The sequence below is a fragment of the Moraxella sp. FZFQ2102 genome, from assembly GCF_024137865.1.
Lineage (GTDB): Bacteria > Pseudomonadota > Gammaproteobacteria > Pseudomonadales > Moraxellaceae > Moraxella.
Genome location: NZ_CP099960.1, coordinates 412,949 through 436,677, shown reverse-complemented (window position 1 = coordinate 436,677; position 23,729 = coordinate 412,949). Strand labels below are relative to the sequence as shown.

General features: G+C 47.5%; 15 protein-coding genes, 1 tRNA gene and 1 pseudogene. 12 read left to right on the top strand and 5 right to left on the bottom strand.

The window, feature by feature from the left end; all coding sequences use genetic code 11:
• Positions 1–173: 173 nt before the first annotated feature.
• The 3 genes from purH to prmA all read right to left on the bottom strand — a co-directional run bounded on the left by purH (position 174) and on the right by prmA (position 3,382).
• Positions 174–1,775: a bifunctional phosphoribosylaminoimidazolecarboxamide formyltransferase/IMP cyclohydrolase gene (purH, locus tag NGM44_RS01990; RefSeq protein WP_253224008.1), complete on the bottom strand. Its 1,602-nt coding sequence runs from the start codon at positions 1,773–1,775 to the stop codon at positions 174–176.
• A 282-nt stretch (positions 1,776–2,057) separates the two neighbouring features.
• Positions 2,058–2,309: a helix-turn-helix domain-containing protein gene (locus tag NGM44_RS01985; protein WP_253224007.1), complete on the bottom strand. Its 252-nt coding sequence runs from the start codon at positions 2,307–2,309 to the stop codon at positions 2,058–2,060.
• Between the two features lie 149 nt (positions 2,310–2,458).
• Entirely contained in the window at positions 2,459–3,382 is a 924-nt protein-coding gene (prmA, locus tag NGM44_RS01980) for a 50S ribosomal protein L11 methyltransferase (RefSeq protein WP_253224006.1), read from the bottom strand.
• Positions 3,383–3,569: 187 nt separating this feature from the next.
• On the opposite strand from prmA, the gene NGM44_RS01975 reads away from it, so the two are divergent.
• Positions 3,570–4,412, top strand: coding sequence for an arylamine N-acetyltransferase (locus NGM44_RS01975; protein ID WP_253224005.1), 843 nt, complete (start codon positions 3,570–3,572; stop codon positions 4,410–4,412).
• An 86-nt stretch (positions 4,413–4,498) separates the two neighbouring features.
• On the opposite strand, the pseudogene mrcB reads toward NGM44_RS01975, so the two are convergent.
• Positions 4,499–6,990, bottom strand: a pseudogene (gene mrcB / locus NGM44_RS01970) (penicillin-binding protein 1B).
• A gap of 134 nt (positions 6,991–7,124) precedes the next feature.
• Between mrcB and NGM44_RS01965 the strand changes: the two are divergent.
• The 7 genes from NGM44_RS01965 (at position 7,125) to purU (ending at position 14,578) form a co-directional block, all read left to right on the top strand.
• Entirely contained in the window at positions 7,125–9,740 is a 2,616-nt protein-coding gene (locus tag NGM44_RS01965) for a heavy metal translocating P-type ATPase (protein WP_253224003.1), read from the top strand.
• A 178-nt stretch (positions 9,741–9,918) separates the two neighbouring features.
• Positions 9,919–10,086, top strand: a complete 168-nt coding sequence (locus NGM44_RS01960) for a hypothetical protein (protein ID WP_253224002.1) — start codon at positions 9,919–9,921, stop codon at positions 10,084–10,086.
• 92 nt (positions 10,087–10,178) lie between these two features.
• A tRNA-Ile gene (locus tag NGM44_RS01955) sits at positions 10,179–10,255 on the top strand.
• A 413-nt stretch (positions 10,256–10,668) separates the two neighbouring features.
• Positions 10,669–11,670, top strand: coding sequence for an ABC transporter substrate-binding protein (locus NGM44_RS01950; protein WP_371923521.1), 1,002 nt, complete (start codon positions 10,669–10,671; stop codon positions 11,668–11,670).
• A 221-nt stretch (positions 11,671–11,891) separates the two neighbouring features.
• Complete coding sequence (locus NGM44_RS01945; protein ID WP_253224001.1) at positions 11,892–12,785, top strand: ABC transporter permease; 894 nt, start codon at positions 11,892–11,894, stop codon at positions 12,783–12,785.
• A 10-nt stretch (positions 12,786–12,795) separates the two neighbouring features.
• Complete coding sequence (locus NGM44_RS01940; RefSeq protein ID WP_253224600.1) at positions 12,796–13,590, top strand: ABC transporter ATP-binding protein; 795 nt, start codon at positions 12,796–12,798, stop codon at positions 13,588–13,590.
• A gap of 112 nt (positions 13,591–13,702) precedes the next feature.
• Entirely contained in the window at positions 13,703–14,578 is an 876-nt protein-coding gene (purU, locus tag NGM44_RS01935; protein ID WP_253224000.1) for a formyltetrahydrofolate deformylase, read from the top strand.
• Positions 14,579–14,630: 52 nt separating this feature from the next.
• Here purU and NGM44_RS01930 read toward each other — a convergent pair whose 3' ends face one another.
• Entirely contained in the window at positions 14,631–15,077 is a 447-nt protein-coding gene (locus NGM44_RS01930; RefSeq protein WP_253223999.1) for a hypothetical protein, read from the bottom strand.
• A gap of 167 nt (positions 15,078–15,244) precedes the next feature.
• Between NGM44_RS01930 and NGM44_RS01925 the strand changes: the two genes are divergently transcribed.
• The 4 genes from NGM44_RS01925 (at position 15,245) to NGM44_RS01910 (ending at position 23,725) form a co-directional block, all read left to right on the top strand.
• Complete coding sequence (locus tag NGM44_RS01925; protein ID WP_253223998.1) at positions 15,245–17,077, top strand: acyl-CoA dehydrogenase C-terminal domain-containing protein; 1,833 nt, start codon at positions 15,245–15,247, stop codon at positions 17,075–17,077.
• Between the two features lie 142 nt (positions 17,078–17,219).
• Complete coding sequence (locus NGM44_RS01920) at positions 17,220–18,995, top strand: acyl-CoA dehydrogenase C-terminal domain-containing protein (RefSeq protein WP_253223997.1); 1,776 nt, start codon at positions 17,220–17,222, stop codon at positions 18,993–18,995.
• Positions 18,996–19,514: 519 nt separating this feature from the next.
• Entirely contained in the window at positions 19,515–21,794 is a 2,280-nt protein-coding gene (locus NGM44_RS01915; protein WP_253223996.1) for a site-specific recombinase, read from the top strand.
• A 308-nt stretch (positions 21,795–22,102) separates the two neighbouring features.
• Entirely contained in the window at positions 22,103–23,725 is a 1,623-nt protein-coding gene (locus tag NGM44_RS01910; protein WP_253223995.1) for an MCR-1 family phosphoethanolamine--lipid A transferase, read from the top strand.
• Positions 23,726–23,729 lie beyond the last annotated feature (4 nt).

Below are 23,729 nucleotides of genomic sequence, written 5' to 3'. Positions count from 1 at the left end.
TAGAAAAATCAAGCAGTTTCGTCAAATGAAAAATCATTCGCTTTGTCGTTTCATTATTAACTTTTTGTTATTATAATTATTATTTATATAAAATTTGGTTTAATTTATCGGCTTATCCGATGTAAAAAAATAAGCACAACCCTAAGGCTGTGCTTATCATAAAGATCATCCAATCAATGACGGAAATGACGCATACCGGTAAATACCATCGCAATGCCATGCTCATTGGCAGCGGCGATGACTTCATCATCACGCATTGAGCCACCTGGCTGGATGATGCACTTGATGCCAGCGGCAGCGGCATTGTCGATACCATCACGGAATGGGAAGAACGCATCCGATGCCATTACAGCGCCTTCGACCACCAGACCTGCGTGTTCAGCCTTGATGGCAGCGATACGAGCAGAGTTGACTCGGCTCATCTGACCTGCACCCACACCGATGGTTTGGCGGTTTTTGGCATAGACGATGGCGTTTGATTTGACATATTTTGCCACTTTCCAAGCAAAGATCAAATCATCAAGCTCAGCTTCTGTTGGTGCTTTGTCGGTGACGACTTTTAGGTCGTCTTTGGTGATCATACCTAGGTCTTGGTCTTGGACAAGTAGGCCGCCATTGACACGCTTGAAGTCAAACTGGCTGGCACGCTCATCGATGGCAGGTAGCTTGCCGCAGACTAGGACACGGACATTTTTCTTGGCGCCGGTGACTTCAAGCACGCCATCGGCAATGCTTGGTGCAATGATGACTTCGACAAATTGACGCTCAACGATGGCTTTGGCGGTCTCGACATCCAGCTCACGGTTGAAGGCGATGATGCCGCCGAATGCTGACTCAGGATCGGTAGCGTAGGCAAGATTGTACGCATCCAAGATACCATCTAGTGAGACTGCCACACCGCATGGGTTGGCGTGCTTGACGATGACACACGCAGGCTTGGCAAATGATTTGACGCACTCAAGCGCAGCATCGGTATCGGCGATGTTGTTGTACGACAGCTCTTTGCCTTGTAGCTGCTTGGCGGTCGAGACGGATGCTTCTTTTGCGCTGCTTTCTACATAGAATGCCGCTGATTGGTGCGGGTTTTCGCCATAGCGCAGGTCTTGGGCTTTGATGAATTGGCTGTTGAAAGTGCGTGGGAATAGGGTATTTGCTGTCGCATCATCGCTTGGCTGTGCGTTATCGTCGGTTGGTAGGCGCGCGCCCAGCCAGCTTGCGATCATGCCATCATAGGCAGCGGTGTGTTCAAAGGCTTTGACTGCCAGATCAAAACGCGTCGCAAAGCTTAGATTGCCGCCTGCTTTTAGTTCATTTAGCACGCGATCATAGTCAGCTGGGTTGGTGATGATGCCGACATGGGCGTGGTTTTTGGCAGCAGAGCGCACCATTGCAGGGCCGCCGATGTCGATATTTTCGATGGCGTCGCTCATGGTGACATCTGCTTTGGCGACGGTCGCGGCAAATGGATATAGATTCACCGCGACGATGTCGATACGGTCGATGCCATGCTCTGCCATGATTGCATCATCTGTGCCGCGACGACCTAGGATGCCGCCGTGGATTTTTGGGTGTAGCGTCTTGACTCGGCCATCCATCATCTCGCTAAAGCCAGTGTGCGCTGAGACTTCGATGGCATCGATGCCGCTGTCTTTGAGTAGCTTAAAAGTACCACCAGTGGACAAAATGCCAAAACCAGACTCAACCAAGCCCTTGGCAAATTCAACAATCCCTGCTTTATCAGAGACCGACAACAAGGCAAAACGCTTTGAACTCATAAATCACCTTTAAATGGTTATTAAGTAAATCATGCAAATTACGCCAAAGGCTCATTTACAATTTAAAAACAAAATGATACCAGTTATTACAGCGTTTATAAAGGGAAATTGGTGAAAATTTTGTAATTTTTGATGATGTGGTTTATCTGGTTTGAAATAATACTTAAGTTAAACTCGCTTCGTAATTTTGCTTATTTTCCTTATTGCAATCGCATTTCAAATTTATTTGAGCATAAAAAACCCAAAGCGGATGATGCTTTGGGTAATAACAATGCTATACAATCATAGCAAGCCATGTGCTTTAAGCTTAGTGCGCAGCGTGCCACGGTTTAGACCCAATAGCTGCGCGGTTTTTGATTGGTTGCCGCGTGCGTATTTGAGCGTGGTCGCGAGTAAAGGGCGCTCCAATTCTGCCAAAAAAATATTATAAAGATTGTCAGTGTCTTCGCCTTCAAGCCCTTCAAAATAACGCTGCACAGCGCGCTCAACATGAAGGTGTAGCGGGGTGGTGTCCGTCGGGTGCTTACTACTCATCGCTCATCGCTCATTGTTCTTGGGTGAAACCAAATCGTGCCATCAATATCAAATAGTGAATTTACCATTTTATATTAACAAACCATCTGAGTGCTGCCTATGATTTTTGTGTTATGGCGTGTAGTAGCTTTGTAAAGACACAACCTTTCTCAGCACTTGCGACCGCTTAGGCGATTCCAGTGATGATCTTCGGCATTGTCATAAGCATATGGCGCATCCAGTTCAAAATATGGCGCATAGGCATCGATGACATCTTGGGTTTGGTTCTCGATCAGACCTGCCAGCACGATGCTGCCGCCATCTTTAAGTAGCTCGCTAAAAGTCGGGGCAAAGTGAATCAGTGGCTTGGCAAGAATGTTGGCGGTGATGGTGTCGCACAGCTCATTATGCGCATTGCGATAGCTGATAAATTCATCAGGCAAGAAGGCAATAAGCTTATCTTCAACGCCGTTCAATGCGGCATTTTGGCGTGTGGCAAGTACCGCTTGTGGGTCGATATCGACTGCCAAGACTTGACGCGCGCCAAGTAGCAACGCCGCCACGCCCAAAATACCCGAGCCGCAGCCATAATCAATCACAAGCTTATCGGTCAAATCCTGCTCAGACAGCCAGTCCAAGCACAGGCGCGTGGTCGCATGATAACCTGTACCAAAGGCAAGACCGGGGTCTAAGATTAGATTGATCGCATCAGGGTCAGGTGTCTCAAGCCATTCGGGGACAATCCATAGATTGCCCGCACATTTGATTGGCTTGTAATAAGTCATCCATTCGCGTGTCCAGTCCTTATCATCTAGGCGTGTCAGCCAAAAACGCGTGGCATCCACTTCGGTAGCGACTTCACTGGCTAGGCTCTCAAAGTCCGTGCCTGCAAAGCTGTCATCGCTATTGGTGTCAAAAATCGCAGTGATGATGACATCTTGCCACAGCGGTTCTTCACCCGGTAATGGCTCAAACAGTGGCTCGTCGCCTGCATCTTCAAGCAAAATTGAGACTGCGCCCAATTCATAAAATAAAGCTTCGGCAAGCTCGACGGCAGATTGGGGGCATTGTAGGTGAAGTTGTTGCCAAGACATAGCAGATCCTAAAAAATAAATGAGTATATGTATTATAACAAAGATCGCAAGCTTAATAAATGATGAAGATTTATGAATATCAATGACCACAGCGGCAGCAGTGGGTGCTTGAGTGATGGGTAGATGACTGGTTATAATTGATGTGAATATTATCCCATCAGACAAATGAAACAAACAAGGAGTTACTATGCTAACTAAATCACAGCTGGATCATTATCTAACAACACTGGACATCACGCCATCAGATATTCAAAAAAATGGTGCAAACTTAACAACGCTGTCACGCCTGCAGCTGATGCATCTGTGCCGCTATCCCTTTCAAAGCCTATCGACGGTGCTGCATGAGACAGTGGACATCGACCCTGCCGCCATCTATCAAAAGCTGGTGATCGAGCGCCGTGGCGGCTATTGCTATGAACAAAATGAACTGCTGCGTCAAGCACTCGTGGCACTAGGCTTCGATGCAGTGACGCTGACAGGCTATATCGTACATGAAAACAATCCAGCCACCCCAAAAGCACGCACACATACTTTATTAAAGGTGGTGGTAGATGGGGCAGCTTATCTAGTGGATGTGGGCTTTGGTGGGCAGGTGCCGACCGCGCCTTTGAAGCTGGAATTTGACAGCATACAGACGACGCCACACGGCGAGTATCGGCTCACAGCTTTTGGGGATCGATGGGTGCTGTCGGTACAGATAAAGGGACAATGGCAGATGCTGTATGCTTTTGATTTGACGCCAGCTGATCAGCCGCTGCTTGAGATGGGTAATTGGTTCGTATCAACGCATCCATCATCGCCATTTCGCACACGGCTGATGGTATCTCGCATCGAGCCACAGGGCGTGAGACATAGCCTACTCAATACCCGCTATCGTCGCCACCAGATCGGACAGCCAAGCCAAAGCCATGACATAGGCACGGTCGATGAGCTGTTTGAGTTATTAACACAGGCATTTGGCATCAATACCACGCACATCGATGACCAAAAGATGGTACTGGCGCAGTTTTTAGAGCATCATGCTATCTGATGGTTTGAGTTAATCATTAAACTTTGGCGAAATTAAGCGAATTTTAAGCGTTAATTTGTAAAGCCAATCACCATGATGAGTAACAATCAATACCCATCTTGGCTATTTGACATTGATTGTTCGATATAGTCATCGATGATGTAGTCATCTGTCGGCGGTATCTCAGGCTCAGGTGTGTATAATGGTTCGCCCTCGATATAGTAACCGCCCATATCCACCAGATTATCGCCAAGTGACTGCATTTGCGCTTGTATTTGCGCCTGATAGATAATGTCGGCGGCACACGCACTCATCTGACTTGGGCGATAGGCATCGATGATCGGCAGCCACATCGCGCCTGCACAGTATTGATCCGACATCACGCCTGTTGTGCTATCCATCCACTGCCAGCTGACACCCGCAGGCTGTGAGAGTGCGACAGGGCTTAGACTTAGGCGTTTCATATACGCTGTCCAAATCGGCAGCGCGCCCGTACCGCCTGTCAGACCGATCGGTTTATTATCATCACGACCGACCCAGACGACGCTGACATAATTACCGCTGTAGCCAGCGAACCACGCATCGCGCGCATCGTTGGTTGTACCTGTTTTACCTGCCAAGCCCAGATTGCCATTGATGCTATTGGCGGCTTTGGCAGTGCCTGAGCGCACGACTTCTTGTAGTCCGCGGTTCAGCAGATATACCGCTTGTGGTGGTGCGCGGAACTGGTGTTGTACTTGGCTGCGCTGTAGCACGCGGCTTTTATCATCGATCACACTGCGTACTGTGTGGATCGGCGTGTAAGCGCCGCCATTGGCAAAGATTTGATACATCCCAAGCATCTGCATGGGGGATAGATCGATTGCGCCAAGCATCACCGATGGATAGGGCGGAATCTCAGTGGTGATCGACAAGTTCGCCATCTGCGCCTTAAAGGCATTCATGCCAAATTCGATGCCGACATTCACCGCTGCTTGGTTGTACGAGTTGGCAAGCGCACTCAATAATGGCGTGCTGCCGTGCGAGACGCCGCCATAATTTTTCGGTGTCCAAGTGCTGCCACCGACTTGGTAGGTGACTTGGCTGTCATTGACAGGGGTAGTTAGATTATAACGCCCAGACTGTAGGGCAGTCAGATAAATCACAGGCTTAAGCAGTGAACCGACTTGGCGTTTGGCATCGATGGCGCGGTTAAACCCTGTAAATTCTGCACCCGACCCGACCAAAGCCACAAGCTCACCTGTGCGCGGATTGGCACTGACCAATGCGCCTTGAAGGTTTTTGGTGGCGTTGCCTTTTTTACGCAGAGCGGACAGCTGTTCTGCCATGGCATTATCGGCGGCTTGTTGGGCGATCGGATCGAGTGTTGAGATGATGCGCAGTCCACGATTTTGTAGATCTTCTTGACGATAATAGGCTTTTAGCTCTCTTTGCACCGCGTCGAGAAAATCAGGAAATCTTGGCTTGGCAATCGCTGGGGTTTTTACCACGCCGAGTGGTTTTTTGATATTTTTCTCATAAGTGGCTTGATCGATTTTGCCTGTGTTCAGCATATTTTTGAGCACGACATTACGCCGTTCAAGCGCGCGATCAGGATTTTTGCGCGGATTATAATAGCTTGGACCTTTGGCGATACCGACCAACAGCGCGTATTGATCTAGGCTTAATTCGCTCAATGGTTTATCAAAATAAAACTGTGACGCAATCCCAAAGCCATTGACCGAATGATTGCCATTTTGCCCAAGGTTAATTTCGTTTAAATAAGCCAATAAAATCTCTTGCTTGTCATAGCGCGCTTCTAAGAGCATCGCCATGATCGCTTCATTGACTTTGCGCTTCAAGGTGCGCTCAGAGTTTAGGTAGAAATTCTTAACAAGCTGCTGGGTAATCGTCGAGCCGCCTTGCATGGGCTGACCGGTGACATTGGCGACGATGGCACGACTGATGCCACGCACTGAGATACCATAATGCTGATAAAATCCGCGATCTTCGGTGGCGATCAGCGCATCGATCAAAGGCTGTGGCATTTGGTCAGATTTGAGCAGTTGGCGATCTTTATTGCTGTCAGGATAGATGCCGCCAAGCTTGACAGGCTCAAGGCGTACCATACCTGTGGGGCTTGGCACGGTGCTTTTTAGGCTGGTGATTTGATCGTCTTTGATGGTGACGACGATCAGCTGTTTGGTGTCGGTGTCTTGATCGCCATAATCAAAGCCGCGTGTGTGAATGGTATAGACGCTGCCTGATTTTTGGTAGCTGCCTGTTTTGTTGGTTGCGCCTTGGCTGTAGCGCAAAAGTTTTAGCCATGCGTCAAGCTCGCTGGGCTTGAGCGTTGCGCCTTGATACAGCTGCAGTGGGCGTGAGTAGAGCGTGGCAGGAATGTCCCAGCGACGACTTTCAAATTTTGAGACGACGGTACTGTTGAGATACACTGCATACAGCATAACCGCAGCGATACCTGCCAAAATCAGCAAGACTAATATCGTCCCAATAAAGCCTGAGTCATGACGGCGCGTCATCGCACGATGAGATTTGGACACAGATTCACCACCCCAACAAATAAAAACCATACTATCGCCGAATTTTGCTGATTTTTCAAGCAAAAAACCGCAGAAGTTTTGGTGTGCATTTGCTTAATTGTAGGATTTTTGTGTGGGAATGTGACCGTGCGCCATCATCTTTAGGTGTGTCTTATGCTATAATACCCCTGATTTTCTTGACCAAAACCACGCCATGACCGACCGTTCTGCCCAGTCTTTTGATACTGCCGACACCATCGAACAAAGCCTTGTGCTGCCGCCAGAAGGCAGCTGCTTTCACTGCGGGGAAGTGCTGCCCAAAGAGCCGTTTTTCACCCTGGTGTTTGATAAGCCGCGTGCGATGTGCTGCCTAGGTTGTCAGCTTGCAAGCCAAAGCATCGTCGAAGCAGGTCTGTCGCAGTATTACCTAGATCGCCGCGAGATCAGCCCAACGGCAAGCCTGCCTGATGCCATCAATTTCACCGCTTATGACCATGATGACATCAAGGGGCAGTTCGTCTATGCCGAAAGTGGCGGCAGCACGGCAGAGTTATCGGTGGCAAATCTGAAATGCTCTGCCTGTACATGGCTGATCGAGACGCGGCTGCGTGCAATGGATGGGGTAAAAGACTGTCAAGTGAACCTAACTCAGCAGCGGATGCGTGTCAATTGGGACGATAGCGTGCTGCCGATCAGTGAGATTTTAAAGGCGGTGCATTCAGTCGGCTATGATGCCAAGCCCTACCGCCAAGACACGCACGAAGCGATGCTCAAGCGACAAAACAAAAAAATGCTCATCCGTCTTGGTATCGCGGCCTTAGGGGCGATGCAGGCGATGATGTTCTCGATCGGGATGTACTTTGGTGAGTACAGCGGTATGCTGATTGAGCATCGGGATTTTCTGCGTTATGTGTCGCTGTTTGTCAGTATTCCTGTGTTTTTTTATGCAGCTGTGCCGTTTTTTGTGTCAGCGTTTTATGCCATTCGTGCGCGCCAAATTAACATGGATGTGCCTGTTTCTATCGCGCTGATTTTGACCTTTGCTGCCAGTCTGTACGCCACGCTGATTGGCGGTGGTGAGACTTATTTTGATTCGGTGGCGATGTTTATTTTCTTCTTGTTGGCGGGGCGTTATATCGAACAAAACGCACGGCTAAAAGCATCTAATATGGCGGCAGATTTGGTCGTCATCGAGCCAACTTTGGTACAAAAACTGCCCGATGATCCAAGTCTGATCACTGCTTTTCATGCAGGTAAACTTGATCAAGCATTTATTAAAAATTGGCAAAATGCCCACGATGATGAAGTTAAACTAATTAATTTATCTTCTCAATCGAAAAATATCAGCGATGATAAAATCCTAGCCCAAAGCGTAAAAGTCGGTGATATCATTGCTATTGATGCTGGTAGCCAAATCGTTGCTGATGGAATTTTGTTGTCCAATACCGCGACCGTATCACAAAGCTTATTAACAGGCGAAAGCGATTTGATCGTCAAAAATATCGGCGATCAAATGGTTGGCGGTTCGCAAAATGACTCTCAGCCATTTGTGATGCTTGTGACAGCGGATGTGGATAATAGCCAAATCGCACTGATTGACCGCTTGATGAATCGCGCGATGAGCGAAAAGCCAAAAATCGCCCAAGATGCCGATCGCATGGCACGATGGTTTGTCGCGCGTGTGTTGGTGCTTGCGCTCTTGGTCTTTGCGGTGTGGTGGTTCATTGACAAAAACGAAGCGCTGTGGGCGACGGTGGCGGTACTGGTGGCGACTTGTCCGTGTGCCTTGTCGCTTGCTACACCGATTGCTTTGACGGTTGCGACCAATCGCTTAGCAAGCTTTGGCTTTCTCTCCACGCGCGGTCATACGGTGCAGACGCTCTCAAGTGTTAGCCATGTGGCATTTGATAAGACAGGCACACTGACCACAGGGCAGGCAAATTTATTATCCGTCATCACTGATTTGCCAAAGCAAGTGGTGCTGGCAAGAGCGGCTGCGCTTGAGATTGGCAGTCGTCATCCTGTTGCTAAAGCACTGCTGACGGCGGCGCACGGGCTGCATCTGCCTGCGGTGAGTGATGTAGTGCATCATACGGCAGGCGGCATCGAAGCTGTGATTGATGGTGTGCGGCATCGTGTTGGGCATATCAGCTTTGTGACCGATGGGCAGATGACTGATGGCACGGCGGATGCGCTTGGGCAATTTGCCGAAAATCTGGGTGAATATCAGGCGAATATGTCGGTGCTATTATCCCAATATATCGATGGCAACTGGCAGGTTATCGCGCGGTTTTATTTTAATGATGCGCTTAGAGCTGATGCCAAAGCGATGATTAAAAATCTTCAAAATCTTGGCATCACACCGCTGATGCTCACGGGCGATCCTAATGCCAATGCGCTCAAAGTGGCGGCGGATCTTGGCATTGATGATGCGTATTATGGGCTGACCCCAGAAGATAAAGTCAATCATATCAAGCGCTTACAAGAACAAGGCAAAACCGTGCTGATGGTCGGTGATGGCATCAATGATGCGCCTGTTTTGGCAGCGGCGAATGTCTCAACTTCCATCGCAGGCGCGGCAGACCTTGCGCAAGTCTCAAGCGATAGCGTGTTGCTTGGTGGGCGGCTACAGTCCATCGTGCGCGCGATCGAAATCTCAAGCAAATCCCAACGCATCATCCGCCAAAATCTGCGCTGGGCATTGATTTATAATACTGCGGTGCTGCTGCCTGCGGCGTTTGGCTATGTACCGCCGTGGCTTGCGGCGATTGGTATGAGCTTATCAAGCCTTGCGGTGGTGCTTAATGCGCTTAGGATTAAGCGGGCGTAATTTGCCAAATGGTTTATAAATTGTAGCGGATGCTATCAATGTTTAAACGCCTTGATATTGCACCATAAAAGTGTGCTATACTAAATCTTAGAAAAATTTTAAGAGCAATCAATAAGGTGGGCTTATGGGATATGCACTGAAAAATGATGATTTTTCGCCCATGTAAAGTAGCTATGCGATGGCAAGAAAGGCTAAGCAAAATTACCGCGAAATGATCAATGCCAAATTAATCGATACACTTGAGCGTATGAAAAAGGATGATTATCAAGCCGTACCCATGCCAAAAGATTTTCATCAATCGGTCTTAAAGCGCGTGCTTGTCAATCTGGATAAGGATGATGTATAGCATCAAGTTAGATTCGCACAATAGCAGTAATTACTAAATGGTTTTTGGGCTTTACTAAACTTGGCACTTTGGGTATAATACGCGCTTAATTTGGGCCTATAGCTCAGTCGGTTAGAGCAGAGGACTCATAATCCTTTGGTCGCAGGTTCGAGCCCTGCTGGGCCTACCAAATTTTCTTGATAAAAATCAAAGGCTTGTAGTAACTGCTGCAAGTCTTTTATTTTGGCTTACGAAAGGCAAAAAATAATAATAACCACCAATACTGTAGGGTATATCCCCTGCACACCAATTTATCATAAGATACTGATTTTAATAATATAATTTTATAAAAATCTTGGCAAATTAACACATCGGCGATCTTATTGATAAGAAAACCGCACTTGATGATTTGCTTGCCAAAACCATCAGATTTACACCTAATTTAACACACCCATCCCAAGCCATCAAAAATTGCTAAAAAGTCCATAAAATTGCTTGTTCGCCAAAATTGATTGTGATAAACTGCCAACATAAGCACATCTCCCCAATAATCAGGGCTTGTGCGTTGATTTTACGACCGTTTTTATGTTAAGGAGTTTTGGGATGACAATGAAGTTTTTGAAAACAACCCTTTGGGCAAGCCTTGCAGCGATGGCATTGACCGCGTGTGGTGGCGATAAGCCTGCTGATAGTGCAGCTGCTGCCAGCACCGAGAGCAAGACCATTGCTATCACAGCCATCGTTGAGCATCCAGCATTGGACGCGGCACGCACGGGCGCACTTGAGCAGCTTGCGGCTGACGGCTTTAAAGAAGGCGAAAACCTAAAGGTAACTTTCCAATCAGCCCAAGGCAACATGGCGACAGCAGGTCAGATCGCCAAGCAGTTCGTCGCGGATAAACCTGATCTTATCTACGCCATCGCCACGCCATCAGCACAAGCAGTGGCAGCAGCGACGACGGATATTCCAGTGGTATTCTCAGCTGTGACCGATCCTGTGGAAGCTAAGCTTGTTGCTAGTATGGAAAAATCAGGCAACAACATCACAGGCGCATCAGATTTGCTACCATACGAGCCACAAATTGATCTGATTCGCGAACTGATCCCGAATGTCAAAAATGTCGGCTATGTCTATAGCCCAGGTGAAGTCAATTCAACCATCGTGCTAAAAAATCTAAAAGAAAAATTAGCACCGCTTGGCATCAATGTCATCGAATCACCAGCACCAAAATCAAGCGACATCACCCAAGCGGCAAATGCTTTGGTGGGTAAAGTTGATGTGATTTATACTTCGACGGATAATAATGTCGTCAATGCGTACGAAGCTTTGTACCAAGTGGCAAAACAAGCGAAGATTCCATTGATTTCAGGTGATACCAGTACTGTTGAGCGTGGTTCTGTGGCGGCATTGGGTGTGAACTATACCGATCTTGGCAAAGAAGCAGGCAAGATCATCGGTAAAGTGCTAAAAGGTGAAAAGCCAGACGCTATCCCTGTGTATGTTTCACAAAATCTTGACCTATATGTCAGCAAAAAGCACGCTGAAGAGCAAGGCGTAACCTTGCCACAGGCTGTGCTAGATCGTGCTGCCAAAGTGGTTGAGTAAGCTTATAAAACTTAAGATCAATGCAGCTTGGTGTGTCGGTTTGGCATACCAAGCATAAACTCAAACCCAAGGCAGTTGATGGCTTGGGTTTGTTTTATAGTCTGCCAAATTGATAAGTTCTGATCAGCGGATTTTTGCATTGGTTGTATTCTTTTTTTGTTTCTATCATGACATGGATTTTGTTATAATAGGCATTTTGTATCTAATGGCGAGTATTGCCCATGACTTTGATTGCGTTATTCGGGGCGTTGGAAAGCGGCTTGATTTATGCCCTGATGGCACTTGGCGTGCTGATTTCGTTTCGTATTTTGGATTTTCCTGATTTGACCGCTGACGGCAGTTTCCCTTTGGGTGGTGCTGTGGCAGGTGTGGCGATCGTCGCAGGTATCAACCCTTGGGTCGCGTGTATTTTTGGTATGATGGCAGGTATGGCGGCAGGGATGATGACCGCGTGGCTGCATGTCAAATTGGGCATTTTACACCTACTTGCAGGTATCTTGATGATGACCGCGCTATATTCAGTGAACCTTCGCATCATGGATGCGCCAAACTTACCGCTGCTTGGTCAGCCGACGGTATTTACGCCGTTTATTGATGGTGGTAATGGCTTTTGGGTGCGTGTGGCGGTGGTCGCAGGCGTGGTGGTTTTGGTTAAGCTTGCCCTGGACTGGTTCTTTAGTACTGAGACAGGTCTTGCGATGCGCGCCACAGGCTCAAACCTACGCATGGCACAGGCTCAAGGCATCAATACCCCATGGGTGATTATTCTTGGTATGGCGATTTCAAACGGTCTGATTGCACTATCAGGTGCGCTATTTGTCCAGACCCAAGGCTTTGCTGATGTCTCGATGGGTATCGGTACGATTGTCATTGGTTTGGCTGCGGTGATTATCGGTGAAGCGGTCATTTCTGCCAAGCGGATTTTTTGGATGACTTTGGCGGTGATTATCGGTGCGATTTTGTATCGTTTATTCATCCAAATCGCGCTGTCTAGTGAGCTGCTGCGCGGCATAGGCTTTAAATCACAAGACCTAAATCTTGTCACCGCTTTGCTTGTGGTCATCGTCTTGATGCTGCCGAAGTTCAAAGCCAAATTGATCTCAAAAAAGGCATAAGGGGAGTATGATGTTACAAGCAACTGATTTACGCCTGACTTTCAACCCAGGTACGCCGATCGAAAACCCTGCCTTGCGCGGTCTGTCGCTGTCTATCGCTGATGGTGAATTTGTCACTGTCATCGGTACGAATGGCGCGGGTAAATCGACTTTTTTGAACGCCATTAGTGGTGCGGTGCGTGTCGATAGTGGCACGATCAAGATTAACGGTCAGGATGTCACACGCCAAGACACCCATAAGCGTGCTAAGCAAGTGGCGCGCGTATTCCAAGATCCGATGGCAGGCACTTGTGAAGCTTTGACCATCGAAGAGAACATGGCATTGGCATTCAAGCGTGGCGGTGCGCGCGGTTTGAGCAGTGCTTTAAATAGTAAAAACCGTGAGCTATTTCGCGAAAAGCTTGCCATCTTAAAATTGGGACTAGAAAATCGCCTAACCGACCGCATGGGTCTGTTATCGGGTGGTCAGCGTCAGGCGGTGAGTTTGTTGATGGCAAGTTTACAACCATCAAAAATCCTATTGCTTGATGAGCATACCGCCGCACTTGACCCAAAAACTGCCGCGTTCGTGCTTGAGCTGACTGATAAAATCGTCGGTGAAGGTAAGCTTACCACGATGATGGTTACGCACTCGATGCAGCAGGCTTTGACCCATGGCACGCGCACAGTGATGCTGCACCAAGGTCAAGTGGTGCTTGATGTCTCGGGCGATGATCGCCGCGGCATGACGGTGCAGGATTTGCTGAATATGTTTGAAAAAACGCGTGGTGAGAAAGTTGAAGATGACAGCTTGATTTTGGGCTAATCTATTTTGGGTTAATCTGAAGCATAGTAACAAATCTTTGCTGTAAAAAAAAGACAATTAAGCTTATACTTAGTTGTCTTTTTTATGAGTATCAAACAAGAAGAGTAAAATTATGAGTAATTGTGAAGGTTGTGAAAGCGAAGTTGCGCGCCTATTGGTAACTTGTGAAGATCAGTCGGGTATCGTGCAGGCGGTATCGGGCTTTTTGTACCACCAAGGGGCGAATATCATTTCGCTGGATCAACATACTACAGAAGCTTATGGTGGCAAGTATTTTATGCGCGTTGAGTTTCATTTGGATGGCTTGGCGCTGAAAAAAGATGCGATGATGGCGACTTTTGCTGCCAATGTCGCCGAAAAATATCAGATGACTTGGCAACTAAATTGCCAAAAAGATCTGAAAAAAGTCGGTATTTTGGTCTCTAAAGAAGACCATGCCATGCTTGAGCTGCTATGGCGATACAGTCGTGGCGCGCTACCGTGTCAAATCACCCAAGTGGTGTCCAATCATGAAGATCTGCGCGCGTCGGTGGAGTCATTTGGTATCGAGTTCATCCACATTCCTGTGCATAAGGACAATAAAGAAGATGCTTATGCTAAGATCCATGAAGTGATGAAGGATAATGATCTGCTGGTGCTGGCGCGCTATATGCAGATTTTAAGCCCGAGCTTTGTCGATCAGTGGCAGGGGCGGATTATTAATATTCATCACTCGTTCTTGCCTGCATTCGTCGGTGCAAATCCTTATAAGCAAGCATTCGAAAAAGGCGTGAAGCTTATCGGTGCGACCGCGCATTATGTGACAAGTGAGCTTGATCAAGGTCCGATCATCGAGCAGGGTGTCGAGCGCGTGAGCCATGCCTATAGCGTGACTGATCTGCGTGAATTGGGTCGTGATATTGAGCGCGATGTCTTGGCGCGCGCAGTGAAATGGCATTTAGAAGACCGCATCATCATCGATGGTGGTAAAACAGTGGTGTTTGATTGAGCCGAACTGCTTTAAGCAAAAGACTGGGTATTTTCCAGTCTTTTTTTGTTGATTAATCGGCAAAATAGGTTTGGATTAAACAGTCTTTTAGGCGAGTGCGACTATCATCGTCTGATAATAACCGTGCTAATTCATCATCCAAAATAGCACCATAAACCAGTGTTTTGAGCTGATTTAGGCTGCCGATGGTTGATTTATTTTTCATTATTTCATCAAAATTTGGATGGGTATCCAATGTCCAAAAACCTTCGTTGCTTAGATGATAAAAAGGTGTTGCCAACCGTTTTTGGTGTGCTGATTTGACATAATTATCCCACTGCCAGCTAAAGGCGTGTTCAAGTGCTGATGAAATCTCAATATAAGCACCGCTGACTAATTCTTTTTCAAATAAATCAATGACGGCGAGCAATAAAATTGGCTTATGGGGTGCTACACCAAGCTTGGATGGCGAGCACCGCAAATTGGCGAAATTAAACAGATAGTCAGATAAAGTTTTCATAAAATGTTCAAAATACGGTAGATTGAATGATTTATCTTATCAAATACTTAAAATAAATACAAATCAAACCCAAAACATGACCCATCAGTCGCTTTGGGTGGCTTGCATGATTTGGATGTATCGCTTATTTTATGGCTATCAATTTTTAAGATAATTAAGGATAAGCTATGCAATACACAGCCCCACTTCGCGACATTCAATTCGTCATGCACGAGCTACTAGACAGCCAAAGCCACTACGCGCGCCTACCTGCCTACGCTGAACTGGATACCGAGACGGTTAATAGTTACTTAGAAGCGGCGGCGGATTTTGCCCAAAGCGTGCTATCGCCATTGAATCGTACGGGTGACATCGAAGGCTGCCGCTTCGAAGATGGTAATGTCTATACGCCGACAGGCTTTAAACAAGCGTATGAAAGCTACTGTGAATTGGGCTTTCCTGCCTTGACCGCCGAGCCTGAATACGGCGGCATGGGCTTGCCAACCACTTTATCAAGTGCGGTCAGCGAAATGATGGGTACGGCAAACTGGTCATTCTCTATGTACCCAGGGCTGTCACACGGGGCGATCGCCACCATCGAACACCACGGTACTGATGAACAAAAAGCCACTTATCTAGAAAAGCTGAACACAGGTCTGTGGTCGGGTACGATGTGTCTGACTGAAGCGCACGCAGGCTCAGATCTTGGCATCATCAAGACACGCGCCATGCCGAATGATGACGGCAGCTATGCCATCACAGGACAAAAAATCTTCATCTCAGCAGGCGAGCATGATTTGACCGAAAACATCATCCACATCGTGCTAGCACGCCTACCTGACGCACCAGCTGGCACTAAGGGTATTTCGCTATTTATCGTGCCGAAATTCTTGGTCAATGCCGATGGCTCAATCGGTGCGCGCAATGGCGTGACTTGTGGCTCGATCGAGCATAAGATGGGTATCAAAGCATCAGCAACTTGTGTGATGAATTTCGACGGTGCGACAGGTTATCTGATCGGCCCTGAAAACCGCGGTCTAAACTGTATGTTTACCTTTATGAATGTCGCGCGTATTGGCACGGCGATTCAGGGCTTGACGGCGGCGCAGTTTGCTTTCCAAGGGGCAATCACTTATGCCAAAGACCGTACCGCGATGCGCGCCATTTCGGGTGTGAAAGACAAAGACAAAGCCGCTGACCGTATCATCCACCATCCTGCGGTGCGCAATATGATTTTGACCACCAAAGCCTTTGCCGAAGGTGGGCGCGCGCTGGTGTATTATCTGTCACAATATGCCGACATCGTGCATAAGGGCGCAGGCGTCGATGGTGTGGATGTGAAATTTGCCGATGATATGCTGTCGTTATTGACACCGATTGCTAAAGCGTTCTTGACCGAGACAGGCTTTGAATCAGCGAACCACGGTGTGCAAGTCTATGGCGGTCACGGCTTTATCAGCGAATGGGGCATGGAGCAAAATGTCCGCGATACGCGCATCGCTTGCTTGTACGAAGGCACGACAGAGATTCAGTCGCTGGATTTGTTGGGTCGTAAAGTGATGGGTTCGCAAGGGCGTATGCTTGCCAATTTCACCAAGATCATTCATAAATTCTGTAAAGAACATGAAGAAAATGACGCACTTGGTCAATTCATCCGCCCACTTGCCAAGCTGAATAAACAGTGGGGCGACATCACCGCACGCATCGGCTTACAAGGCACACAAAACCCAGACGCCCTCGGTGCTGCCGCAGTCGATTATCTGTATTTCTCAGGCTATGTGACCCTTGCTTATCTGTGGGCGCGCATGGCGGTCGTCGCGCAAGTGAAGCTTGATGAGTATGATGCAGATCTTGACAGTGATAAATCATTGCACGGTGATTATGGATTTTATGATGCCAAGATCAAGACCGCGCAGTTTTATTTCACCAAGCTCTTACCACGCACCGCCGTCCATGTCGCACGCATCAACAGCGGCGAAGAGACCTTGATGGCGATGGATATTGAGCAATTTGTGTATTAAAATTACTATGATTGTGTCATTTGAAGCAATAGATCGTTTCTTGGATTTATATCATCTGCGGCTTAATCTCTAGCTTTGTTTTAAATGGTGCAATCATGCTGTTATTTTGAATTACTTAAAAACCGACTATAAGGAAATTATCATGTCATTGACCTATACCGCTCCCTTGGATGAAATGCGTTTTACACTAAAAGAAGTGTTTGATGCGCCGAAATTTTGGCAAAATAACGAAAAGCTCAGCCATGTCGATGAAGAAACGGTCGATATGATTCTAGATGAGATGGCGAAATTTGCCAGTGAAGTGCTGCTGCCGATCAATCAATCGGGCGATGAAGAAGGGGCAAAATACCTAGGCGATGGCAAAGTGGCAACGCCAGCAGGCTTCAGACAAGCATTCGCGCAGTATGCCGAAGCGGGCTGGATCGGACTTGGCGGTGATCCAAATTTCGGCGGTCAAGGCATGCCAAAGATGGTCACGATGCTGACCGAAGAGATGCTTTTTGCCACCAACCAATCTTTTGCCTTGTATCCAAATCTCACCGTCGGTGCCAGTATCTGCTTACTGGCTGCTGCTAGCGATGAACAAAAAACCAAATACCTTGAGAAAATGTACGCAGGGCAATGGGCAGGGACGATGTGCTTGACCGAAGCGCACGCAGGCACGGATCTTGGAATCATCAAGACGCGCGCTCTACCGAATGATGACGGTAGCTATGCCATCACGGGTACGAAGATTTTTATCACCGGCGGCGAGCATGATTTGGCAGAAAATATCATTCACTTGGTGCTTGCTAAGACGCCTGACGCGCCAGCTGGCTCAAAGGGCATTTCGCTGTTTATCGTGCCAAAATTCATGGTCAATGATGATGGTAGCCTAGGCGAGCGCAACGCCGTGCAAGCAGGCAGCATCGAGCATAAGATGGGCATCAAAGCATCAGCCACTTGCGTGATGAATTTTGACGGTGCAAAAGGCTATCTGGTCGGTGCGGAGAATACAGGCCTTGCTGCGATGTTTGTGATGATGAACTATGAGCGCGTGACCATGGGCTTACAAGGGCTTGGCGCAAGTGTACTGGCTTACCAAAATGCCGCGCGCTATGCCCAAGATCGCCTACAAGGTCGTGCTGATACCGGTGTCGTCAATGCAGATAAAGCGGCCGATCCGATCATTCATTTTGCTGATGTACGCCGTATGCTCTTGAATGCTAAGACCAACAGCGTCGCGGCGCGTACCTTTGCGATGTATGTGGCACAAAATCTCGACACCGCTAAATACAGCGATGATACCGCCGCAGCAAAAGCAGCCAATGCCAAAGTCGCGCTACTGACGCCGATTGTCAAAGCATTCGTCACTGACAAATCATTCGCCGCAGCGATCGACTGTCAGCAGGTATTCGGCGGACACGGCTATATCAAAGAATGGGGCATGGAGCAGATCGTCCGCGATACGCGTATCTCACAGATCTATGAAGGCACGAACGGCATTCAATCGCTGGATTTGTTGGGTCGTAAGGTCGTTAAAGATGGCGGCGTGGCGATGTCGGCATTCTTAGATGAGATTGATGCTGCGGCTGGTGCAAGTGCTTCATCGCACTCCATCGTGGCAAGTGTCAAATCATCGGTGCAAACCGTGCGCGAACTGACCGCCAAGCTGATCGCTGCCAGCAAAGACGATGCCAATGCCATCAACGCAAGCGCGGTCGATTATCTGCACGCGGTTGGCTATCTGTGCTATGGCTATATGTATCTGTTGATCATCAACGCGTGCGAAGGTAAGGCAGGTGAGTTTTATGAAAATAAACGCAAACTTGCCGACTATTTCGTCGCGCGCAGTCTGCCAAGCTTAGATGCACACGCCAAGATGGCAGCGGCAGGATCAAGCAGTATCATGGCGTTTGATGCTGGGTTTTTTGCGTAAATTATCGCTGTGAAAAAAGCTTGGTGAGTGATCGCCAAGCTTTTTTTTGGGTAGTAGGTTTGTCATGGGTATTGTTCATTGATATTGTATAAACCCATCTCATCAACACGCATTTTGATTAAAAACCTAATGCGTAGGGTGCGGTATCCGCACCAATTTATTATAACGATTTGATTTTTATAATAAATTTTTGCAAAAATCTTTTGGAGATTTGACGCATTAGGTATTTTGAGGGTGCGTGCGGCACGCCCTATAGGTATTTTAAATTTTTTATCAATTCAAACTTAAATAACCTACAAGTATATGTAATTCCCAAGCATTTTTACTTTAAAATCCCTGCATAACATTTATCATAAAAATGCAAAAAGCAAAAGATTTCGATACAAAATTCTGTGGTAAATCCTGCTCTGAAATTTGGCAAAATTGCCCAAGTGTGTTAGAGTGTCCTACCAAAGATTGAGAAAAATTGTACAAATTTTGTACAGAGCGGTACGATACCGCCAACAAGTGGAGTACTTTGTGACGCTATCGCATAATCACGATTTAGAACATATTTTACAATACATCGTCAAACTACAAGAACTACCCGAGCCTGCATCACTAAAGCGCTTGGTTGATGCACTGCGTGTCGATGCCGATGATGTCGATGCTGCCAATGCCAAGTTTGATGAGTTGATCGAATTATTACAAGCCAACCCTGAATACGGTCAGGGCTTGGCGGCTTTCATGCTGCGCTTGATTACGCAATATCGCCAAATTCCACTATATACCGATGCGGGCATCGCGTCTGATGAGACTTTTTTTGGTAGTGTCAATAAGCTTGTCGGACATCGTTTTTTGCCATTATTGCCCAACGAAGAGCTGGTGGTGGAGCTTGCCAATGATCTGTTTGATCATAAAAATGACTACCGCTGGATTGCTAATATCGATGCTGAAAAATGGGATCGGCTGGTGGATCTGGTGCAGGTGGGTAAGCATGATCTAAACTTGGTCGCGCAGATCAAGAACAACATTCTAAACGCTATCGTCATCTTATCTTATCGCATCAGTGGCATGGGTCTGCATCCTGAGCTGATGGAATTTTATCCAGAACTGCTCAATCACTCAGCAGCGTTCGTGGCGCAGAACCAAGAAGCGACACTGTTCGTCAATCAGTATCGCCAGTCGCACCATCTCGATGAGATGACCGATGTCATGCCTGAAGTGGACATCGATCCTGCGCCATTATTGGTGATGGTTGAGCAGTGCCAAGACATCGTCACCCGCGTGCGTAAACGCGTGTACAAGACAGGTATCTCGATTCGCATGACCAATTTGCTTGTGCGTCTTGAGCAGAGCTTGCACCGTATGCAGGTGCTGGTGAGTCTTGTGACGGATAAAGACAAAAACCGTGATAAGGCGGTGATTGAGCTGATGACCCAAGTGGTGCGCACGGCGAACACGCGCTATCGCTTTAGCTCATTGATCGAAAGTAACACCAAGCTTCTGTCGCGTAAAGTGACTGAGAACGCCAGTCGCGTCGGTGAGAACTACATCAGTACCGACCGCGCAGGCTTTATGAAAATGTCAAAAAAAGCCGCCATCGGTGGTCTGTTCATCGGCTTTATGGCGACATTGAAGGTGCTTGGCTCGTACTTGGTGCTTGCGCCGATCGGCAAGGCATTCATGAACAGCATGATCTATGGCTTGGGCTTTGTGTTTATTCATATCGCCAAAGGCACGGTCGCAACCAAGCAGCCTGCGATGACAGCAGCTGCGATCGCGTCCACTATCTCAGAAGGCTCGGGCAAAAAATCCCAACAACTGACGAAGCTTGCTGAGCTGATCGTCGATATTTTGCGTACGCAGTTCGTGGCAATCATGGGTAATATCTCGGTGGCGATGCCGGTGGCGTTCGTGATCGCGTGGACTTGGCAGTATCTGCATGGTGCGCCGATGATCGATGGCAAGATGGCAGCTCATCTATTGCATGACCTTGATCCGATTCGCTCACTGTCCTTGCCGCACGCAGCCATTGCAGGTGTGTTCTTGTTTGTTTCAGGCTTGATTTCAGGTTATTATGATAACTTGGCGGCGTACAATAAAATCGGCGAGCGCATTAAACGCCATCCGTGGCTACAGTCAGTGATGTCAAGCTCTTGGCAGAACAAGCTTGGCGATTTCGTCGAAGCAAACCTAGGTGCGATCATGGGGAACTTTATTTTTGGTTGTTTCCTTGGTAGTACCGCGACCGTCGGCTATATGCTTGGCTTGCCGCTGGATATTCGCCACATTGCCTTTGCATCGGCGAACTTCATTCACGGCATTTATCATCTTGCGCCGCAGGATCTGACTTGGCAAGTGATTACGCTGTCGTTCATCGGTGTGCTGCTGATTGGTATGGTGAACTTGATGGTGAGCTTCTCGCTTGCCTTGATGGTGGCACTGCGTTCAAAAGGCGTGCGCTTTTTTGAATGGAAAAAGCTTAACAGCATGGTATTTAGCCATTTTGTAAAGCATCCGCTTGACTTTTTTTGGCCGCGCAAAGAAACGGTCAAATACGCCAAAATCAACAGCGATGGTGAGATCATTTTCGATGAAGTCAAAGACAAAGAAACGCAGTTTTTCTCTGATGCCATCGTGCGTCGTCTGCACTTTAAGCCAAAAGACGCCCAAGAGATCAAAAATGACATCATCGAAGCAACCTTTGAACCTGTGTGTGGCGAAAATGGCGTACCGCTGATCGATGGTCAGAGCAGCGATGATTGCACGCCAAATTCATTACCAAAACCTGATGTCAAACCAAAGCTGCCTAAATAATGCACAAGACATTGGATAATTAATAGCCAATATCATCACAATGACGAAAACTTTTGCTTTTCGTCATTTTTTTATGTCAGCTTGTCAATCTATCGGAATAGTGCGAATAATTATCAATTTTATATACAAATTATAAATACTCTCAAGTGTATATCCAGTATGGGATTGTGCAATGACTGCTAATAAAATTTCTGAAATATTTCTGTATCGCATAATTTTGTATATCAGATAAATTGTACTGGATTTCTTAAAAAATTGCAGTATAATTGCCGCAATTATCCCACCGTTTATTTTTTGAGTAGTTTCTCATGGTGCAGCATACTTCTGTGTGGTACCGACGCTCGGTCAGTCCGTTTGTTCTTGTGGCAAGTGTTGCCGTTTTCTTGACCGCGACCGCCAATCTTACCTTTTTTGATAAAATCAGCCAAACCTATCCCATCGCGGACAATCTCGGCTTTGTGCTGACGATCGCTGTCGTGCTCTTTGGCGCGATGCTACTGATCACCACGCTGTTATCATCGTATCGCTATGTGCTAAAGCCTGTGTTGATTTTGCTATTAATCATGGGCGCGGTGACCAGTTATTTTACTGACACTTATGGCACGGTCTATGACACGACCATGCTCCAAAATGCCCTACAGACCGACCAAGCCGAGACCAAGGATCTATTAAACGCAGCGTTTATCATGCGTATCATTGGCTTGGGCGTGTTACCAAGTTTGCTTGTGGCTTTTGTCAAGGTGGATTATCCGACTTGGGGCAAGGGTTTGATGCGCCGATTGGGCTTGATCGTGGCAAGTCTTGCGCTGATTTTACTGCCTGTGGTGGCGTTCAGCAGTCATTATGCCAGTTTCTTTCGCGTGCATAAGCCGCTGCGTAGCTATGTCAATCCGATCATGCCAATCTACTCGGTGGGTAAGCTTGCCAGTATTGAGTATAAAAAAGCCAGTGCGCCAAAAGATACCATTTATCACGCCAAAGACGCGGTACAAGCAACCAAGCCTGATATGCGTAAGCCACGCCTAGTGGTGTTCGTCGTCGGTGAGACGGCACGCGCCGATCATGTCAGCTTCAATGGCTATGAGCGCGATACTTTCCCGCAGCTTGCCAAGATCGATGGCGTGACCAATTTTAGCCAAGTGACATCGTGTGGCACATCGACGGCATACTCTGTGCCGTGTATGTTCAGCTATTTAGGCGCGGATGAGTACGATGTCGATACCGCCAAGTACCAAGAAAATGTGCTTGATACGCTGGATCGCTTGGGCGTGAGCATCTTGTGGCGTGATAATAATTCAGACTCAAAAGGCGTGATGGATAAGCTGCCAAAAGCGCAATTTGCCGATTATAAATCCGCGACCAACAACACCATCTGCAACACCAATCCTTATAACGAATGCCGCGATGTCGGTATGCTCGTTGGCTTAGATGACTTTGTCGCTGCCAATACTGGCAAAGATATGCTGATCATGCTGCACCAAATGGGCAATCACGGGCCTGCGTATTTTAAGCGATATGATGAAAAGTTTGCCAAATTCACGCCAGTGTGTGAAGGTAATGAGCTTGCCAAGTGCGAACATCAATCGCTCATCAACGCCTATGATAATGCACTACTTGCGACCGATGATTTTATCGCTCAAAGTATCCAGTGGCTGCAGACGCACAGCAATGCCTATGATGTCTCGATGCTGTATGTCAGCGATCATGGCGAAAGTCTGGGTGAGAACGGTGTCTATCTGCATGGTATGCCTAATGCCTTTGCACCAAAAGAACAACGAGCGGTACCGGCATTCTTTTGGTCAAATAATTCATCGTTCACGCCAACTGCCAGTGACACCGCACTGACACATGATGCGATTACACCGACATTATTAAAGCTGTTCGATGTTACCGCGGATAAAGTCAAAGACCGCACCGCATTCATCCGCTGATTTC

What these genes read in the sequence shown, in the direction of transcription:
- NGM44_RS01910 (WP_253223995.1), top strand. Translation starts at nt 22,103, where the DNA reads ATGGTGCAGCATACTTCTGTGTGGTACCGACGCTCGGTCAGTCCGTTT.
- NGM44_RS01940 (WP_253224600.1), top strand. Translation starts at nt 12,796, where the DNA reads ATGTTACAAGCAACTGATTTACGCCTGACTTTCAACCCAGGTACGCCG.
- prmA (WP_253224006.1), bottom strand. Translation starts at nt 3,382, where the DNA reads ATGTCTTGGCAACAACTTCACCTACAATGCCCCCAATCTGCCGTCGAG.
- NGM44_RS01945 (WP_253224001.1), top strand. Translation starts at nt 11,892, where the DNA reads ATGACTTTGATTGCGTTATTCGGGGCGTTGGAAAGCGGCTTGATTTAT.
- NGM44_RS01975 (WP_253224005.1), top strand. Translation starts at nt 3,570, where the DNA reads ATGCTAACTAAATCACAGCTGGATCATTATCTAACAACACTGGACATC.
- NGM44_RS01930 (WP_253223999.1), bottom strand. Translation starts at nt 15,077, where the DNA reads ATGAAAACTTTATCTGACTATCTGTTTAATTTCGCCAATTTGCGGTGC.
- NGM44_RS01965 (WP_253224003.1), top strand. Translation starts at nt 7,125, where the DNA reads ATGACCGACCGTTCTGCCCAGTCTTTTGATACTGCCGACACCATCGAA.
- NGM44_RS01960 (WP_253224002.1), top strand. Translation starts at nt 9,919, where the DNA reads ATGGCAAGAAAGGCTAAGCAAAATTACCGCGAAATGATCAATGCCAAA.
- NGM44_RS01985 (WP_253224007.1), bottom strand. Translation starts at nt 2,309, where the DNA reads ATGAGTAGTAAGCACCCGACGGACACCACCCCGCTACACCTTCATGTT.
- purH (WP_253224008.1), bottom strand. Translation starts at nt 1,775, where the DNA reads ATGAGTTCAAAGCGTTTTGCCTTGTTGTCGGTCTCTGATAAAGCAGGG.
- NGM44_RS01925 (WP_253223998.1), top strand. Translation starts at nt 15,245, where the DNA reads ATGCAATACACAGCCCCACTTCGCGACATTCAATTCGTCATGCACGAG.
- purU (WP_253224000.1), top strand. Translation starts at nt 13,703, where the DNA reads ATGAGTAATTGTGAAGGTTGTGAAAGCGAAGTTGCGCGCCTATTGGTA.
- NGM44_RS01950 (WP_371923521.1), top strand. Translation starts at nt 10,669, where the DNA reads ATGACAATGAAGTTTTTGAAAACAACCCTTTGGGCAAGCCTTGCAGCG.
- NGM44_RS01920 (WP_253223997.1), top strand. Translation starts at nt 17,220, where the DNA reads ATGTCATTGACCTATACCGCTCCCTTGGATGAAATGCGTTTTACACTA.